Here is a 19,074-nt window from a genome sequence, read left to right as displayed (position 1 = left end):
TTTGGCGAAATGTCTGTGACCTGCCATCCCTGCCCTGGAAACTCAATGAAAAAAATCGTCGTGAAATTTGGTGGCTCCAATCTGCGCCAGCCTGAAGATATCAGTCGCGTTGTCAATGTGGTGCAAAGCTATCAACAACCCCTGGTATTGGTGGTGTCGGCTTTTTATGGCATTACCAATGCCCTGATTGCCTGCGTGCAGGCGGCCAAGCAAGGTGCGGGGACCGCCGCGGCACTGGCCGAAAGCAAGGATTACACGCAAAACCTGCGCGCCCTGAAGAAGCAGATACTGGAAGCCAATATCAGCGCTCCCGCTCACCGTGCACGCATAGAACAGGCATTATCGGTGCGCCTGAACCAGCTCGACCGTTATCTGACTGGCATACATTGCATAGGCGACGTACCGACGTTTGTGAATGATGCCATCCTCAGTTATGGCGAACGCCTGTCCAGCCTGTTGCTGACTGAAGTCTTGCTAAGTCATGGCATACGGGCACGTGAAGCCTTGCCGGAAGACATAGGCTTGATTACCGATGGTGTGTTTGGCAATGCGGCCTGCGATTTTGATGCCAGTGCGCCAGCCGTATCGAGGGCGCTGGAAGGCGATGAAGTCATCGTCGTGCCAGGTTTTTATGGCGTAGACCGTGATGGCAAGGCCACCTTGTTCGGTCGTGGCGGCTCAGACTATTCAGCCGCATCGATTGCCTGTTGCATAGGCGCAGAATCGCTGGATGTATGGAAGGATGTCGATGGTTTCCTCAGTGCGGACCCCGGTACGGTGAGCAAGCCACATACAATTAGCCAATTGAATTATCTGGAAGCCGCAGAGCTATCTTACTTTGGCGCCAAGATTTTGCATCCGCGCACAGTAGAGCCTTTGTTTGACCAGAATATCCCTATCCGTATTTTGAACATCACCCGCCCTGAGCGGGGCCTGCAACCATATACCGTCATCAATGCCCAGCGCAAGGTGACGCGTGATGTGGTGAAGAGTGTCACCTCAACAGAAGATGTGGCAATACTGAAATTGCATGGCCCGGGGGTGGGTTTCAAACCCGGCATCCTGGCACAGGTGACCCAAACCCTGGATGCCAGCGGCATTAACATCAAGAGCGTTCTGACGGCGCAGACTGCCATCAATATCCTGGTATCTCGCGATCATCTCGATGCTGGCTATGCGGCACTGGTAGAGCATCACCTGGCTGGTGTGGTGGAAGTATCGCGCAATGCCGATGTGGCCATCGTCGCGGTGGTGGGTGATGGCGTGCTGGAGGCATCTGACGTAGGGGGTGCAATCGCCAGCCGCGCCTTGTCGGCAGCAATTGCGGCTGGCGTGCATGTCTGCCTGGCGGCAGCGGGGGCCAGCGAGGTGGCGGCGTATATGCTGGTGCAGCAAGAGGACAGGAAACTGGCTTTGCAGGCGATACATGCGGAGTTTTTTGGGGGGTGAGAGGGCATGGGATGAGAGGGCATGGGCTGAATTAGCTTTGTTAGCATTATCCATGCAGCATGATATTTTTAATACCTGTGCTAAATTTTCTCTACATGGTGATCAAGGAAAGCCACTAGGCTCCAGCTTGCGCTGGAGCGACGATTTTGAGATGACGAGGAAAACCAGGGGTGCCCTTATTTTGATAACTAAGACTAACTGCAACGCGACCAGCCCCCACTCCGTCGCTCCAGCGCAGGCTGGAGCCCAGCGGCGTTCGCCACTGATGAATATACGTTCTTAACATACACGGCTTATCATATCCGCCTCAAAAACTTGCCAAACGCCACCCTTTATAGCCGTCAACGCTCAATTTGCTTCCCTTAAAACAAATTACTAGACGACTGGTCTAATTTGTTTTAGAATCCCAAGCATGAACACTCCACGCACCGATGTCAGGCAACACATCCTCGATACAGCCAAGCCTATTATCCTGGGCAAGGGCTTTTCGGTGGTTGGCTTGAATGAGGTGTTAAAAGCAGCGGCAGTGCCCAAGGGCTCGTTTTATCATTATTTCAAGTCCAAGGAATTATTTGGCGAAGCCTTGCTGGAAGATTATTTTGCTGGTTATCTGGCAGCGGTGGATGTGGTATTGAAAAACCAGAGCATACCAGCGGCCAAGCGTCTCATGCGTTACTGGCAGGGCTGGTTGCCTGAGCGTCCGGGTGAGGGCGTGCAATGTCAGTGTCTGGCGACCAAGCTCGGTGGCGAGGTATCGGACTTGTCTGAAGCCATGCGTATCACCTTGCAACGTGGTACGGACAGCATTATTGCCAAGCTGGCTGATTGCATGCGCGAAGGTATTATTGATGGTTCGCTACCTGCTGAGCTGGATGCAGACCATTGTGCACTGACCCTGTACCAGATGTGGCTGGGAGCGGGCTTGTTAAGCAAGATGCGGCGTGACATGAGTGCACTGGAAAGTGCGATGTTAGCCACCCGCAAGATGCTCAAGCTGTAGAGGTCGATGAAAAGTTAATCTGGCCTTGTTGCCCTGCCTTGCCGTACTAAAAACATATTTACTTGCACTGACATGATGACAATGCATTTATTCTTATCAATTTTTTCTAGACGACCAGTCTAATTTTTATCTTGAAGTACCCTGGATTGGCTACACATGGAGTTCTGAGTTTGCTTACCAGGCTTAAGTTTTCCCCAGTTTTTTTGCTGCCCCATACGCTGTACACATGCTCTATTAGCCCAAATTAAGGAATTAAGAAATGTTATTCAATCCTCTGCAAACCGGTTCTGTTTCCCTCGCCAATCGTATCCTGATGGCCCCTTTGACACGTGCGCGTGCTGATGCAGGCCACATGCCCAACGCCCTGATGGCGGAATACTATAGCCAGCGCGCCAGCGCAGGCCTGATCGTGACTGAGTGCACGATGGTGGCTGAAAATACCTCTGCCTTCTATTCTGAACCTGGCATCTACAATGCAGAACAAATCGCTGCATGGAAGCTCGTAACTGAAGCAGTACATGCCAAAGGCGGCAAGATTTTCATGCAAATCTGGCATGCTGGCCGCGCTGCTGTTCCAGCATTCAATAATGGCGTAGAAAACGTCGGCCCTAGCGCCATCGCGATTGATGGTGAAGTCCATACACCGAACGGCAAAATCCCGAATGCAGTGCCGCGCGAATTGCGTATCGATGAAATCCCTGCCCTGGTTGCTGCTTATGCACAAGGTGCAAAAAATGCGATTGCTGCCGGCTTTGATGGCGTAGAAGTACATGGCGCGAATGGCTACCTGATAGACCAGTTCCTGCGTGACAGCGCCAACACACGCACAGACAGCTATGGTGGTTCGATAGAAAACCGCGCACGCTTTTTGTTTGAAGTATTGACTGCCGTCAGTGCTGCCATTGGTTCGGATAAAGTCGGCCTGCGTCTGTCACCTATCAATAGCTATAACAGCATGAAAGACAGCGATGCGCTGGCGTCGATTTCTTACCTGACGACACGTTTGAATGAATTCAACCTGGCTTATCTGCACCTGATGCGTTCTGACTTCTTCCAGGCACAAACTGGTGATGTATTGACGATTACACGTGCCAATTACAAAGGCGTCCTGATCGGCAATATGGGTTACAACGCTGACGAAGCAACGCAAGCGATCAGCAACTCCACACTGGATGCGGTAGCTTTTGGCACCAGCTTCCTGGCCAACCCGGATCTACCTGCGCGTATCAAGCAAGGTGCAGCTTTGAATGCACCTGATGCAGCGACCTTCTACACGCCAGGTGCAAAAGGTTATACCGATTACCCTAGCCTGCAGGCTGCGTAATTCAGTACTGACATCCTGAGTCAGATCAACAGTAAAAGCGGCATTGATATTCAATGCCGCTTTTATGCTTTAATAGGGCATACCAAGTTCAGGACAGCTATGACACTCATCAAACGACAACTGACAGAAGCCGAATTCCTCAAGCTTGACTTCCAGGGCATAGAGCTGCAACGCCGCCCTTCACCCGAGGCCTTATGGGTAGTGGATGAAGAGCGACAATTATTGTGCGTGCAGTTGATAAGCACTACCTATGCGATGCGCGAAGGTTATTACTGGTATCTCTTATTGCTGGAAAAAAGACAGTTCATCTTCATGGTGGATGCGTTTTCTGCCAAAACCAAAGATGAGCAGAGAGAAATTGAAGCCGTGCTCGATAACAACATTGCGGTACAGGATATAGCAACAGCAAAAGCGCTGGCAGTGGAAGCTATCCATGTGCTGACGAATGAAAAACTGCTTTTCGTTGATAAAGCTTTTTACAGCAGCATGTAAATCTTTTTGCATTGCTTTTGCATTGCTTTTGCATTGCGTAAGAGCGGCTTTAGCCGCGAACGCTTTACCCTGTCCATCATTTCAGATCCTGGCAAGGAATCGCGGCTGAAGCCGCTCCTACAGGATATGGGTATTCAAAGCTTGCTTGAAATATTTCTTTCAAGTCATGATCTGGTCATTCTTCAACATTACATTCCTGCCATCGCCATCATGATGGCAAGGACATATAGTGAGGAATAATTTGATGAAACATTTACCAAAACACACTGCACGCCTGCTCTGCGCAGCCTTTGCCACAATCAGTATGAGTGCCTGCGGTGGCAGTAGTACTGAGCCTGTTGATTTGCAAAATCCTGGTTTGTCCTGGCCACCCTTGCCTACAGTAACCGGCCACAGGGGTGCATCTGCCTGGCGCCCTGAACATACCCTGGCTTCTTATCAAAGAGCGATAGATGACGGTGCCGATATAGTTGAGCCTGACCTGGTCGCCACCAAGGATGGCATACTGGTGGCACGTCATGAAAATGAAATTTCTGGCACGACCAATGTGTCAACGCTACCGCAATTTGCTGGCCGTAAAACCACCAAGACCATAGATGGCATTCCGGTCACCGGCTGGTTCACAGAAGATTTTACCCTGGCAGAATTGAAAACCATACGCGCCAAGGAACGCATCCCGGCTAACCGTCCTGCCAACGCAGCTTTTGATGGACAGTTTGAAATACCGACACTGCAAGAAGTCATCGACCTGGTCAAACAACAGGCCAAAGACAAAAACCGTGTCATTGGTATCTATCCAGAAACCAAGCATCCAACCTATTTCAAATCCATAGGCCTGCCTCTGGAAAAGCGCCTGGTCGATGTATTGGTAGCGAATGGTTACAAGGGAAAAAATGCCGCCGTCTTTATCCAGTCTTTTGAAGTGGCGAACCTGAAAGAATTGCGCGGCATGACAGAGATGCGCCTGGTGCAATTGGTGGACAATCCCCTCAACCCGCCTGTCAATGGCGTACCACGCAATGCACCGTACGACTTTGTCGCTGCTGGCAGCAGCCGCACTTATGCTGATCTCGTCAAACCTGCTGGCCTGAAAGAAATCGCGCAATATGCAGATGCGGTATCACCGTACAAGGAAGTCATCATCCCGCGTGATGCGAAGAATGAACTGGGCGCGACAACCAGCTTTGTCACTGATGCCCACGCTGCCGGTTTGAAAGTCCATACCTGGACATTGCGCCCGGAAAATCCTTTCCTGCCGCCCAGCATGCGCCAGGGTGATCCTGCTTCATTGACGCAACGTGGTGATTCCATCGCCGAAATCACGGCTTATCTGAAAGCAGGTATCGATGGTTTCTTTACCGATGATCCAGCTATTGGCCGCGCTGCTGTGACGGCATTCAAGAAGTAAGCTGCAAACCGCGTCGATGCAAATGCCTGGATTCCGGTCCAGGCATTTTTTTTACGCCTGTTTCAAGCGATGAGCAAAGAAAGCCAGGATTTCATCGCGTGCGGCGACAGTAGGCTGGCCTGCCTCATCGATCAGATGCGCCGTCACCACACTATGCGGCGTCGTCACATAGCGTTTAAAGAAAGGCGCCGTGTCCTGATTGGAAGCGCTGTCTGGCAATACCTTGCCGACGAAGCGATCACCCAAAGCTTCTGAAAATGCGGCAAAGCGTTGAGCGCGGCAAAATGCGTCGCCAGCAAAACGATAAGCCATGATAGTCAGGTCTTCTGCTTCCAGCCGCTGGCGCACGGCCTGCAAGTCAGCAGCTTCTAAGCCCGTGCCTGCTGGATCATCCATAGGCAAGGATGGCTGCGATACGACCGGTGCAAGCACCGCTGGTTCCAGCATCATCGACACGGCAAAATTACCTGTGAAGCACATGCCTATTGCGCCCACGCCTGGGCCACCAGATTCTTCATGCGCCAGCCTTGCCAGTGCCCTCAGCCATAGCGTGACAGGACTGCTCCCTTTGCCAGCAAAGGCGCGAAATTCTGCACTGACACAGGCTTTCTGGAATACCGCCGCACCTTCTTCTGCAGATACCACCACGCCATCGCGCCCAAACAAGGAAGGCATATACACAGTAAAACCTGCATCGCGCACCCAGCGCGCAAAACGTGCCACATGCGGACTGATGCCCGGCATCTCAGTCATGACGATGACGGCTGGACCTGTACCACTGACATAGACACGCTTGCTGACTTCATTGAGTGTGATCTCGCGTGCACTGAAGTCACTGAGTGAGTCATCGGCATGCATGTCCTGTTTAGGACTAAATGTGATTTCCTGTATCGGTATTTGCGTAAATTCCACTCTCGACATAAGCACTCCTGATTTCAAACCACTGAATATCAAAACCTCTCACCACAGAGGCACAGAGACACAGAGGACAAGCACAGAGAAATTCTTGTCATTGCACACTAATTGCAATGACAAAGAAAAATGACCTCCCGTAAAAGGCTTTTCTCCTGTCTTTCTCTGTGTCTCTGTGCCTCTGTGTTGAGAGGTTTTCTGATTAATAATCCCAAGCTAGAAGTGTAGGCCAGCGTCAGATGCAGGAATAGCAGCGGTTCAGCCAGAATCAGGGTGGAATTGGACAATTCCAAACGCCATGTAGAATACAAGGTAAATAATCCATCGCAGTTTCGATCACAATTTAGCGGAGCGCAAACCCATGCTGATCTGGTGCAGGCTGCAATACCTTTTTTCTTTAGCGCTAACACTGTTATTGCTAGGCAGTGTTGCAGTACCGGCACAAGCCGCTGATACGCTCAAAGTGGGTTCCAAGCGTTTTACTGAATCCTATGTGCTGGGCGAGATTCTTACGCAGACTGCCGCCACCCATAGCCCTGCATTACACCAGCAAGGTCTGGGCAATACCGCTATCGTCTTCAATGCACTCAAGAATGGCAGCATTGACGTTTACCCAGAATACATGGGTACCATCAATACCGAGATACTGAAACATGAGAACGCCATCAGCATGCAGGAGATGCAGGCTGAACTGGCTAAACAAGGCCTGGGAATTGCTGTGCCTCTGGGTTTTAATAATACCTATGCACTGGCGATGCGGCCTGATGCCGGGGATATCGAATCACTGACTGATCTGGCGAAAAAACCTGCATTACGCTTTGGGCTCTCGCATGAATTTCTAGGCCGTGCCGATGGCTGGCCAGGCCTGGTCAAACGCTATCACTTGCCACAACCAGCCAGCGGACTGGATCATGGCATCGCTTATGAAGCCCTGACTGCAAAGCAGGTAGATGTCATCGATATTTATTCCACCGATGCCAAGATCAAACAACTGGGCTTGCGCGTGCTGGTGGATGATAGCAATTATTTTCCGCGTTATGATGCTGTCCTGCTATATCGACTGGATGTGCCTGCCCGCTTCCCGCAGGCCTGGGCAGCCATACAGAAACTGGAAGGCAGGATAGACAATGCGCAAATGATAGCCATGAATGCTGCCGTGGAAATTGATGGCTTGAGCTTTGCCCAGGCTGCACAGCAGTTTGTCGCAAAATCTCCAGTAAGTGTTGAACGCGTCGGCTTCATGTCCAAATTATTTGGCGCAGATTTTTTGAAGCTGACCTGGCAACATCTGACACTGGTATTGCTGTCAGTTGCGCTAGCCTGCCTGGTTGGCATACCACTGGGCATCATCGCCGCCTTTGCCCCGCGCTTGCGTGAAGTCGTCATGGCGACAGTCGGCATTTTGCAAACCATACCTTCACTGGCCTTGCTGGCGATGTTGATCCCTCTGCTGGGCAGGATAGGTTTTGTCCCCGCCCTGATCACCCTGTCGCTGTATGCCTTGCTGCCCATCGTTCGTAATACCTGCGTAGGTCTGGTGCAAGTACCTGCCGGATTACGCCTGGCAGCACAGGCTTTGGGTTTGTCATCGCGAGACCGTTTGCTCAATATAGATTTGCCGCTGGCCTTGCCCATGACACTGGCGGGCATGAAAACAGCGGCCGTCATGAGTGTAGGCACTGCCACCATAGCCGCCTTCATCGGTGCCGGTGGTTACGGTGAACGCATCACCATAGGCCTGGCCCTGAATGACAACCAGATGCTGCTGGCAGGCGCCTTGCCTGCCGCAGCTTTGGCTTTGTTGACGCAGTGGGGGTTTGATTTGCTGGAGAAGGTGGCCGTGAGAAGAAGGGATTGATCAAAATGAGGCGCACCGTAGATTGGGTCGGGACTCGCCAGGCTACGCTTCATCAGCACAACACTCGACATTACAACAACGTATCCGTCATTTAATTGTAGGTTGGGCTACGGTTCACCAGCCCAACACTCGGCGCTTAAATGACGTATACGTTTGTTTATGCCCAGTGTTGGGCTGATGAGACGTAGCCTAGCGAGGCCCGGCCCAACCTACGCTTTTCATCGTTTTATCTCTTGAAAACAACAACTCTGTAAGGCACTGCGTACACAAAGCAAGGGCTTACGCAAAATTGTCCCAGCAAGGCTATCGCCTTAGGAAACCTCTCTTGCAAGAGAGGTTCGTTACGTTGGCGGACAACATGTTGTCCGAAACCCCAACTATACCTATCGCCAAGGAAACCTCCCTGGCAAGGGAGGTTCGTTCCGTCGGCAGACAATGTATTGTCTGAAACCCCGACTACACCGCGGCGACGAAGACAGTCCGTAGGTTGGGCTACGGTTTACCAGCCCAACACTCGGCGTTTAAATGACGTATACGTTTGTTTATGCCCAGTGTTGGGCTGATAAAGCGTAGCCCAACCTACAATTTCTACTTGAACACAAAAGAACAATGCCTACCAGAAAGCTGCCCCCTTTGGTAATATGCATCCGGCCTGATATTTGCTATCAATCCAAAAAAGCGTGATTTCCCTGTTGCAATAACCTGCCCGGAAAAATTCCTTTGATTTCACCCACCCATCATCTCGCTGCATCATCACCTGCCTGGCGCTTTGCCAGGGCGGCGGCGCTTGGGGTTTTGTGCATGGCATTTTGCGCAGGGAAAATCCAAGCAGCCTCGCCGCAATCTGACAGCACACTGCAAGTCTTGCACTGGTGGACCTCGGCCAGCGAACGCAAGGCAGCCAGCCTGCTGGCGGCACGCATGGCGGATGAAGGTATCACCTGGCGCGATGCAGGCATACCCGGTGGTGCAGGCATAGGTGCGGGCAAAGTATTGAAGAGCCGCGTGCTGGCCAATGATGCGCCCGAGGTCACGCAAATCATCGGTGTCTCGATACGCGAATGGGCAGACCTGGGCTTTCTGCTGGAGCTGGACAAGGTGGCTGCGGCCAATAAGTGGAATACCAGTTTCTTTCCGACCATACAAAACCTGATACAGCATCGCAAACATGTGGTGGCTGCACCGCTAGGTATACACCGCATTAACACCCTGTTTTATAACAAGAAAATATTCAGCACACTCAAGCTGTCAGCACCAGAGAACTGGGATGAGCTGGTCGCTGTGGCGACGAAACTGAAAGCCGCAGGTGTGATACCACTGGCACAAAGCAGTGAACCCTGGCAAATTGCCACTCTGTTTGAAAACCTGATATTGGCCGAGGGCGGGCCAGAATACCACCGCGAATTATTCGTCAAACAAAACGCCCAGGCTGTCATGGACAAACGCTTCAGCCATGCGCTGGAACGCTTGCGCCAGATGAAAAGCTGGATGAATAATCCTGTCGATGAACGTCCCTGGACAGAAGTGGTGAAACAGTTTTCAAAAAACGAAGCAGCCATGATGATCACCGGCGACTGGGTCAAGGGCGAACTGAATGATGGCGGTTTTGCCACCGACGAGGCTTTCTCTTGCACGGCCATGCCGGGTACGGGTAAATACCATTTGTATAGCGTCGATACCTTTTCCATGTTCACCAATGATTATTCACGCATCGCCGCGCAAGAAAAACTGGCGCGCCTGGTTGCCACGCCAGCGGTGCAGGCTGACTACAATGCTGTCAAAGGTTCGGTATCGGTGAGACGTGATGCCGACCCGGCACGCATGGATAGTTGTGCCCGCGCCTCATGGACAGCCTTTGCCCAGGGGGCTGCTATACAAGCCCCCAGCCTGGTGCACCGCATGGCGACCGATGAAACCAGTAAAGACGCCATCATCGCCGTGATACACAGATACTTTATCGATGCCGCTGTAACACCTGCAGATACCCAGGCCAGGCTGGTGGCAATGTACAAGACATTTGGCAATAATAAAAAACAAACTCCATAAAATGTGAGGCAGACAAAGATGACACGCAAAATACTGATAGTCGACGATGACCAGAAAACCCGGGTGTTACTGAAAACCTATCTGGAAAAGAATCAGTATGAAGTCATCCTTTCGCACAATGGCGAGAGCTTCGTGGCCGAATTCAATAGCCAGATGAACCAGTTGTCACTGGTGATACTTGATGTCATGTTGCCTGACACCGATGGCTTTGCCCTGTGCAAGGTGGTGCGGCAAAAATCGAATATCCCCATCATCATGCTGACTGCCAGCTCCGACGACACTGACCGCATCGTCGGTCTGGAGCTGGGGGCTGATGACTATATCGCCAAGCCTTATAATCCACGTGAACTACTGGCGCGCATCAAGGCGATCTTGCGACGCACTGCATCGGCCGATGTGGCAGCAGCACCGCGCTACTATCGTTTTCTAGGTTTCACGCTGGATCTGGTAGAGCGCAAGGTCACCGATAATACCGGTGAGCTGGTGGCACTGACAGGGCTGGACTATCAATTGCTGAAATATTTTGTCGAACACCCAGGTGACGTGCTTGACCGCAATGTGCTGTCAGAAGAAACCCGTGGCCGTGATGCGGGCCCGCTGGACCGTTCACTTGATGTACAAATTAGCCGCCTGCGCCTGCTGCTCAAAGATGACAGCAAACAACCTACCCTGATCAAGACCGTGCGCGGTGCTGGCTATGTATTCTCTGCCGACGTGAGCGTGGCCAGTGCCTGAATCTGCTGCGATACTCAGACGCTGGCTGCCGCAATCCTTGCTGGGCCGCCTGTCGCTGGTCATGGTCTGCGGCGTGTTGCTGACGCAACTGGTGGGCAGTGCGATCTGGACTACGCAACAACGCGCCAAGGCCGAGGTAGAAGCGACTACGGCTGCGCAATACCTGGCGCATAGTGCATCGAGCGCGATACGTTTCTTCCGCAGCCTGCCGCCGAATTACCGCACCGTGTTGATACAGCAATTTCGCGAGATGGGTGGCACGCGTTTTTTTGTGCAGGCGAACAATGCCTATGTCCCCATCACAGAAATAGAGTCACAGGCGCTGGCGCATACGGTGCTGGGCAAGGTCGGCAATACCCTCAAAACAGACTTGCCACAATACCCTGAATTCAAGCTGGCCTTTGCCTGGCCAGATCAATTGACGACCTCTGTCGATGGTACCCGCATCACCGATTTGCCTGAGAGCTGGGTGCAGCATATCCTGCTGATCAAGCCTGAACCCGCACCGGTGCTGGTGATACAGACCGAGCTGGAACCGGGTAACTGGTTATACCTGGCTGCCCTCATGCCCAACCCTTATTTTTTGAAGGGTACCGACCCCCTGTCCTTTGACCGCCTGGTCTTGCAGGGCCTGTCACTGGCTGCGGTATTGCTGCTATCCATCATGGTGGTACGCTGGATCACGCGACCACTGGCAGCCTTGTCAGATGCCGCCGCTGCCTTTGGCAAGGGTGAACAGGTACCGGATTTACCTGAGACCGGCAGCCAGGAATTCATCAACACCGCCCGCGCCTTCAGCGCCATGCGCCAGCGCATACAAAGCTATATCGAAGACCGTGAGCGCCTGTTCATCTCCATCTCACACGATTTGCGCACGCCCATCACCCGCCTCAAGCTGCGTTCAGAATTACTCGACGATGATGCCCTGCGTGGTGAGTTTGAAGAAGACCTCGATGACCTCGACATGATGGTCAAGGGTGCATTGCAATGCGTAAAAGATAGCGACATCCATGAAAACCCCACCGAAGTGAGGCTGGACCCGCTGATACGCAGACTGGTACGCAGCGCCCATCTGGCCAAGCATAATGTGGAGTTTGCCGACTCAGGCGTGAGCGTCCATGGCAAGCCACTGGCATTGAAACGGGCGATAGGTAATCTGCTCGACAATGCCCTCTACTATGGCGAGCGTGCAGAAATCAGCGTACGCGCTGCGACCGATGCCGTCATTATAGAAGTACGCGACCACGGCCCCGGCGTACCGGAAGATGCCTTGCCGAATCTGTTCGATCCCTATGTACGTCTGGTACATGGCCGCAGCCAGAATGAAAGCGGCATGGGCCTGGGGCTGGGCATAGCCCGCAGTGTCATTGAAGCCCATGGCGGCACGCTGGTGCTGGAAAACCATCCCGAAGGTGGCTTGAAGGCCATCATTACCCTGCCTAACGAAGGCAATGCCTGAACCGGCATTGCCTCACGCTCTCCCTATCTTTTCTTGCCTCAGCTTGTTATTGCCGAACAAGCTGGCCTCCTCCTGCGCGAATCACAACACCTGAATCTGGACTTTTGTAAAGTTTTGTAAGGAATTCTTAAATTAAGTTTTGCCAGCTGAGGAATTCAAACATATACAAATCACCAACCCTCCAGCAAGCGGCAATGTCAGCATCAAAACCGGGTAAGGATTTGTAAGCCGCACACCTGACCAGTTTACACAAAGTGCTAATAAATCAAGCACTTATGAAAAGATGCGCTAAACAGATAGGCAAGTGGCATTACATTCGTCACGTTGCTAGTATCAGTTTCAAGTAGTTCATTTATATCGATTTGTTGAGCCTGAAAATATTCTTAACAGGATTTGCCTTGAACCGTATTCCCCACATCGCTTTGTTATGCGCCACCGCCATGATGAGCACTGCCCAGGCAGGCACACTCGTCCTGGAGAGCTGGCGCGTCGATGACAAGGCCTTGTGGGAAACTGTTTTGATACCTGCATTTGCCAAACGCCATCCTGGCATAGACATACGCTTCGCGCCGACCACGCCAACAGAATACGACAGCAGCTTGCAAGCACATTTTGCCAATGGCACTGCCGGCGACCTGGTAGCCTGCCGCCCATTTGATGTATCACAGTCTTTGTACAACAAAGGTTGTCTGGAAAAGCTCGATGGCAAGCCAGGCATGGAGCATTTTGAGGCAACCGCTTTGCTGGCCTGGCAAACCGACGATGCAAAAGCGACTTTTTGCATGCCGGTGGCATCTGTCATACACGGTTTCTTGTACAACAAAAAAATCTTCAAAAAGCTCAATCTACAGGCACCCAAAACCCAGGCTGAATTTTTGACGGTGCTGGATACCGTGAAAAAAAATGGCAGCTACGTCCCACTCGCTCTGGGCACAGCAGAAAAATGGGAAGCCACGCAAACCCTGTTCACCAGCATAGGGCCAAATTACTGGCATGGCGAAACCGGTCGCAAAGCGCTCATCGCAGGCAAGGCAAAATTCACCGATGCGCAGTATGTGGCAGCCTTTGATTATGCCGCCAAACTGGGTTCGTATCTGCCCAGCACCGCCAGCACGCAAACCTATAGCGATAGCCAGCATCAATTCGCTACTGGCAAGGCGGCGGTCTACCCTGTTGGCTCCTGGGATATCTCTTATTTCAATCAAGCGCAGGGTCTGGATTTTGGCGTGTTTGCACCACCGGTACGCGCAGTTGGCGACAAGTGCTACATCCTCGATCATATGGATATAGGCATAGGCATCAATAAAAAATCCCGTAACAAGGAAGATGCCTACAAGTTTATTGAATGGCTGGGCTCACAAGAATTTGCCGACTTATATACCAATCGCGTGACCGGATTTTTTTCGCTATCGAATCATTTGATCGCTGTGCGCGACCCGATAGGCAAGCAAATGATGGAATGGCGCACTGCATGTGAATCCAGCATACGCGTCAATGCACAGATATTGAATCGTGGCCAGCCCAGCATGGAACAGGAATTATGGAATGTGAATGCCGATCTATTGAATGGCACGGTCACAGGCAAGGAAGCAGCAGCACGGGTACAGAATAGTTTTGCAAGTGTGTACAGGTTCAAGCGCTAAGAACCTGTTTACGATCTGTAGCGAGCGTCAGTGAGGTCAGGGTAACAACAACGCAGCACGTAAGCCCTCGATCACACACACACGCTTTAGATCGTAAGCAGGTTCCAAGATCATACCTCCCCCAAGAAGTGTGATTATTTTGCCGACGCTTAGCGCGGCGTCGGCATTTTTTTTCGTTTTCCACATGTGAAATGGATGTGCTCGGTAGGCTGCATAGACCGGATATCAGCTTCCTTTGAACTGCAAAAATGAAGAATCAGGTTTTCAAAGGGAGATGCTGGAATGAAGAAAAGCAAAAAGAGTTTAATGAGAATTATTTTTTACCTCGCTTGCAGTGGTCCATAGAGAGGTCAAAATTGTTGCGTTAAAAAATAGATGTGATCTTAATACTAATGAATAAAATAACTGAAGGAGACTTAGATGAGCACACCCGTATTCAAGAAAAAAGTATTACCGCAATTAATAGCACTGGTACTAGGCACCACCGCATTTGACATGGTCTATGCGGCAGATGAAGCAACACCAGACAAACCAGGTTCACAAGTAGTTGAAGTACGCGGCATACGCGATACCCTGAAAAAAAACCTGGCTGGCAAACGCGATTCACAAAATATCGTTGATACCGTCAATTCAGAAGACCTGGGTAAATTCCCGGATAAGAACGTTGCTGATTCCCTGCAACGCGTACCCGGTATTTCGGTAGACCGCACCTGGGGTGAAGGCCGCGACATCTTCGTACGCGGTACCGACAAGAGCCTCAACATGACACAGTTGAATGGCCAATCGGTAGCCTCTGCCTACTGGTGGAAAAACGATTCCCAAAGTCGTGGCTTTAACTATGACATCCTGCCTTCTGAACTGGTCGGCAGCCTCGATGTCTACAAGAGCCCATCGGCTGATCTGGATGAAGGCAGCATAGGTGGCCTGGTCAATGTCAAAACCCGCAAACCCCTGCAATTCAAGGCACCACTGACTGGACAATTCTCGCTGGAAGCCACGTATTCAGATTTGCCCAAGAAGACAGATCCACAAGTCTCTGGCCTGGTGAACTGGAAGAATGATGAAGGTACTATGGGTATCTTGCTTTCTCTGAGCAAGCAAAAACGCACCATGCGCCGTGATGGCCTGGAAAATTTTACTGATGCCACTAAGTACACCATCGTCGATCAAAATAATGTAGCCACACCGAACGCTTATGCATCATGGGGCGGTGGTTCAGCGATTTTCCGTCAGGACCGTGAACGCACGACTGGCAATGTCACTCTGCAAATCAAGCCCAACCGTGATAGCGATGTCTCTCTGAATTACATCAATTCAGACATGAACATGGATAATAATAACCAAAACTACCTGTGGCAAATAGGTGGTCTGGCGGACAAGCAAAAAGTCATACGCATCACCGATCCTCGCTTCATCACGACCTCTGACGGCACCAAGGCCGTGGTCGGCGGCACCGTAGGCCCAACGACCGGCGTCTCGTTTGAACCTATCTATCGCGAAGCCTATATCAAATCCAAGGTGCTGGACCTGGAAGGCAACTATGAAGGCGATGGCTGGAAACTGCATGGACAGTTAGGCTCTACTGCTGCACAAGGCGGTAGCACACATGACCGCAATTTCTGGTTCACTGGCAATACCCGCGCCACCATCAATATCGCACCGGATACGTATCAAGTGTCTTATCTAGACATGAGCCCGCTGGATCCGACCAAGCTCACGCTGCAAAATGCACGTGACTGGGTACGCAAGATGGAAAGCAAGGAAAATTATGTACAGGGTGACATGACGCTGGATCTGACTGGCTCTTTCATCAAGGATATCAAATTCGGTTTGAAATACCGTGACAACACTGTGCAAAACCATCGCACCATAGGCACGGTAGGCCCAGACAGCCCGGGCTGGCAATCTTTCAGCCTGGCTGATTTGTCGACTGGCCCCTCACCACTGTTGAGCCAGGCGGCAGCCAATGCAGGCTCTTTGACGCAATATGCCTGGGTCAATGATGCACTGGCTACGAGCAAAGGTTTTGCCATGTATGACAAGGGCATGGTTTATAACGAGGCCAAGGGTGAGTATTACAAGATACAGGAAAAAATCACTGCCGCTTATGTCAAGGCCGATTATGCGGTCGACAAATGGCGTGGTGACTTTGGTGTGCGCCTGGTCAAGACTGAGCAAAGTTCTGAAGCCTATCAAAACCCTAACGGTGTCTTCAACCTGGTCAGCACCACACGCACCTACAATGACGTCTTGCCTAGCCTGAACGTGGTTTACGATTGGCGCAAAGACTTGATCATCCGTGGTGCCATAGCCCGTGTGATGGCCCGCAATACCTATAGTGATCTCAGCGCCAGTACTGAAGTCAGCGGTACCACCAATGCAGCCACTGCCGGTAACCCTTTGCTGAAACCTTACCATGCCGACCAGGCCGAGATAGGTGCAGAATGGTATTTCGCCGATGCATCGATGTTGTCTGCGACCTTGTTCACCAAACGACTCGATACCTTTATCTATACCTCGACTTCGCAAGAAAATGTCGGTGGCGTAACCCGCCCGGTAACACGTCCTTATAATGCCGACAATGGTGCCGTCATCAATGGCCTGGAACTGCAATGGCAGCAAGCTTTTGGCAATGGTTTTGGCGCCATCGTCAACTACACATTCACTGATGCCAAGGCAGGTGCTATTGCAGGCGGGCAGAAACTGAATGTCATCGGCAATTCGCGCAATCAGTTGAATGCCAGTGGTTACTATGAAAAGAACGGTATCAGCTTCCGCGTCTCGTATAACTACCGTTCCAAATCCTACGGCGGCCTGGATGAAGGTGGCCAGGATGTCACCAGCGCCTATGGCCAATGGGATGCCACGGCCAACTGGGATATCACACCCAAGATCAGCCTGTTCGCCACTGCAGTCAATCTGACCAATTCTGTGATACGCACGAATACCACCGATGGCTTGCCAGTCGGCGTGTATGAAAACGGCGCACGTTACAGCCTAGGTGTCAGAGCCAAGTTCTGATCTGCACGATGATGGCCGGGAGTAATCCAGGCCGGTAGCAAAAGCCTCCCCTGATGACACTGTGGGGGAGGCTTTTTTGCAATAAGTAGCAGCCAGGACTGAGATAGTCCATCAGCTCAGCATCAAATGACCACTTTACATATGTTTGGAATACCTCATGAATAACAATGATCAGGCAAGGGGGTCAACAAAGGACGTGGTCGTCGCCATGTTCTTTATCAGCCTCTTGTTTTTTATCCTCGGCTTTGCCACCTGGCTCAATGGCTCGCTGATCCCCTTTTTGAAAATAGTCTGCGACCTGAATAACTTCCAGGCGCTGTGGGTGACGTTTGCGTTTTATATCGCCTACACCGTCATGGCCCTGCCATCTGCCGCCATACTCAGCCGTACCGGCTACAAGAATGGCATGACGCTGGGCCTGGGCATCATGGCAATTGGTGCCCTGCTGTTTATCCCGGCAGCCAAATCCAGTTATTACGGCCTGTTCTTGCTGGCCCTGTTCACCCTGGCCACCGGCATGACACTGATGCAGACGGCCATCAACCCCTACATCGTTTGCATAGGATCACGCGAGAGCGCTGCCATGCGTATCAGCATCATGGGCTTGTTCAACAAGGGCGCAGGCATCGTCGTGCCGCTGGTGTTTTCTGCACTGATCTTGTCTGGTATAGAGCAATATTCTGATACTGCCCTGGCAGCACTCGACCATGCTGGCCGCCTTGCCTTGCGTAGCGAACTGTCAGCACGCCTGGTCTACCCCTATGCCATCATGGCGGGTGGCTTGCTTTTAGTCATGGGCATCGTGCATTTTTCTTCCCTGCCAGAATTGCAGGCAGAAGAAGAAAAGAACCAGCCAGAAGTCACGAAATGGGGTGTGCTGCAATACCCACAACTGGTACTGGGCGCACTCTCACTGTTCGCCTATGTCGGCGTTGAAGTCATTGCCGGTGACACCATAGGCCTGTATGGCCGTAACCTGGGCGTCAGCAACTATGCCGTGCTGACTTCCTACACCATGGGCTTCATGGTGCTGGGTTACCTGCTGGGTGCCACCACCATCCCCAGGCTCATGACACAAAAAGCCGCCCTGCTATTCTCTGCCGTCAGCGGCCTGCTGTTCACCATTGGCGTCGCTACCAGCTCAGCCACCGACACCGGCATTGCCCAGGCAATCATAGGCTGGGCAGGCATACCCGTCGTGCCCAACACCGTTTTCTTCCTCGCCATGCTGGGCCTGGCCAACGCCCTGGTCTGGCCAGCCATCTGGCCGCTGGCCCTGCAAGGCCTGGGCAAATACACCGCCGCCGGATCTGCCCTGCTCATCATGGGCATCGCCGGTGGCGCACTGCTGCCCATGCTCTACGGCAAATTCTCAGACGCAGGCAATTCCCAAACCGCCTACTGGGTCATGCTACCCTGCTACCTGTTGATCTTCATGTATGCGGTGAAGGGGCATACATTGAGGAGTTGGGGAGCCGGTGCAGGGCGATTGGAGAGGGTGGATCAGGCGGGGTGAGTTAATACCTGATTGCCCTTAAATCACTAGCCCTATCCTTGCCATGGCGAGGATAAGGCTTAAATAAGAAGCAACAATCCACAGAATAATTTGCTCAAAAAATAAGCCTGCGTCAACACCGTAAGCACTATATTTATATTGGAAAGCTAGCTTATTTAATCGTAATCTATATAAAACCAATGGATTTCTCTTTTCTCATATCTAATGAGAT

General features: G+C 51.8%; 13 protein-coding genes. 12 read left to right on the top strand and 1 reads right to left on the bottom strand.

Annotation, left to right across the window (positions count from 1 at the left end):
* Nucleotides 1-45 precede the first annotated feature (45 nt).
* From ACO0LF_RS06975 to ACO0LF_RS06955, 5 genes are all read left to right on the top strand, one after another.
* Nucleotides 46-1,449, top strand: coding sequence for an aspartate kinase (locus ACO0LF_RS06975; RefSeq protein ID WP_423013239.1), 1,404 nt, complete (start codon nt 46-48; stop codon nt 1,447-1,449).
* Between the two features lie 412 nt (nt 1,450-1,861).
* A complete protein-coding gene (locus ACO0LF_RS06970) occupies nt 1,862-2,449 on the top strand; it encodes a TetR/AcrR family transcriptional regulator (RefSeq protein WP_423013237.1) in 588 nt (195 codons plus the stop codon).
* A gap of 259 nt (nt 2,450-2,708) precedes the next feature.
* Nucleotides 2,709-3,773 (top strand): alkene reductase, encoded by a 1,065-nt coding sequence (locus tag ACO0LF_RS06965; protein WP_423013235.1) that lies wholly within the window; start codon nt 2,709-2,711, stop codon nt 3,771-3,773.
* Between the two features lie 99 nt (nt 3,774-3,872).
* A complete protein-coding gene (locus tag ACO0LF_RS06960; protein WP_423013233.1) occupies nt 3,873-4,265 on the top strand; it encodes a hypothetical protein in 393 nt (130 codons plus the stop codon).
* Nucleotides 4,266-4,509: 244 nt separating this feature from the next.
* Nucleotides 4,510-5,673 carry a glycerophosphodiester phosphodiesterase gene (locus tag ACO0LF_RS06955; protein WP_423013231.1) on the top strand — a complete coding sequence of 388 codons (1,164 nt, stop codon included), beginning with the start codon at nt 4,510-4,512 and terminating at the stop codon, nt 5,671-5,673.
* A gap of 51 nt (nt 5,674-5,724) precedes the next feature.
* Here ACO0LF_RS06955 and ACO0LF_RS06950 read toward each other — a convergent pair whose 3' ends face one another.
* Nucleotides 5,725-6,531 (bottom strand): dienelactone hydrolase family protein, encoded by an 807-nt coding sequence (locus ACO0LF_RS06950; protein ID WP_423013484.1) that lies wholly within the window; start codon nt 6,529-6,531, stop codon nt 5,725-5,727.
* A 415-nt stretch (nt 6,532-6,946) separates the two neighbouring features.
* Here ACO0LF_RS06950 and ACO0LF_RS06945 point away from each other — a divergent pair, with 415 nt between their 5' ends.
* The 7 genes from ACO0LF_RS06945 to ACO0LF_RS06915 all read left to right on the top strand — a co-directional run bounded on the left by ACO0LF_RS06945 (nt 6,947) and on the right by ACO0LF_RS06915 (nt 18,863).
* The gene (locus tag ACO0LF_RS06945; protein WP_423013229.1) at nt 6,947-8,443 is read left to right on the top strand and encodes a glycine betaine ABC transporter substrate-binding protein; all 1,497 of its coding nucleotides are present in this window, start codon (nt 6,947-6,949) and stop codon (nt 8,441-8,443) included.
* A 720-nt stretch (nt 8,444-9,163) separates the two neighbouring features.
* Nucleotides 9,164-10,489: an ABC transporter substrate-binding protein gene (locus ACO0LF_RS06940; protein ID WP_423013227.1), complete on the top strand. Its 1,326-nt coding sequence runs from the start codon at nt 9,164-9,166 to the stop codon at nt 10,487-10,489.
* Between the two features lie 18 nt (nt 10,490-10,507).
* Nucleotides 10,508-11,224, top strand: a complete 717-nt coding sequence (locus ACO0LF_RS06935; RefSeq protein WP_423013225.1) for a response regulator — start codon at nt 10,508-10,510, stop codon at nt 11,222-11,224.
* Nucleotides 11,225-11,285: 61 nt separating this feature from the next.
* Nucleotides 11,286-12,683, top strand: coding sequence for an ATP-binding protein (locus ACO0LF_RS06930; protein ID WP_423013482.1), 1,398 nt, complete (start codon nt 11,286-11,288; stop codon nt 12,681-12,683).
* A 440-nt stretch (nt 12,684-13,123) separates the two neighbouring features.
* The gene (locus tag ACO0LF_RS06925) at nt 13,124-14,326 is read left to right on the top strand and encodes an ABC transporter substrate-binding protein (RefSeq protein WP_423013480.1); all 1,203 of its coding nucleotides are present in this window, start codon (nt 13,124-13,126) and stop codon (nt 14,324-14,326) included.
* A gap of 420 nt (nt 14,327-14,746) precedes the next feature.
* Nucleotides 14,747-17,347 (top strand): TonB-dependent receptor, encoded by a 2,601-nt coding sequence (locus ACO0LF_RS06920; protein ID WP_423013223.1) that lies wholly within the window; start codon nt 14,747-14,749, stop codon nt 17,345-17,347.
* A 157-nt stretch (nt 17,348-17,504) separates the two neighbouring features.
* Nucleotides 17,505-18,863: a sugar MFS transporter gene (locus ACO0LF_RS06915; protein WP_423013222.1), complete on the top strand. Its 1,359-nt coding sequence runs from the start codon at nt 17,505-17,507 to the stop codon at nt 18,861-18,863.
* The last annotated feature ends 211 nt before the right edge of the window (nt 18,864-19,074 follow it).

It is taken from the genome of Undibacterium sp. Di27W, assembly GCF_049340345.1.
In the GTDB taxonomy this organism is placed as follows: Bacteria; Pseudomonadota; Gammaproteobacteria; order Burkholderiales; family Burkholderiaceae_D; genus Undibacterium.
This window is presented reverse-complemented; position numbering and strand designations above follow the sequence as displayed.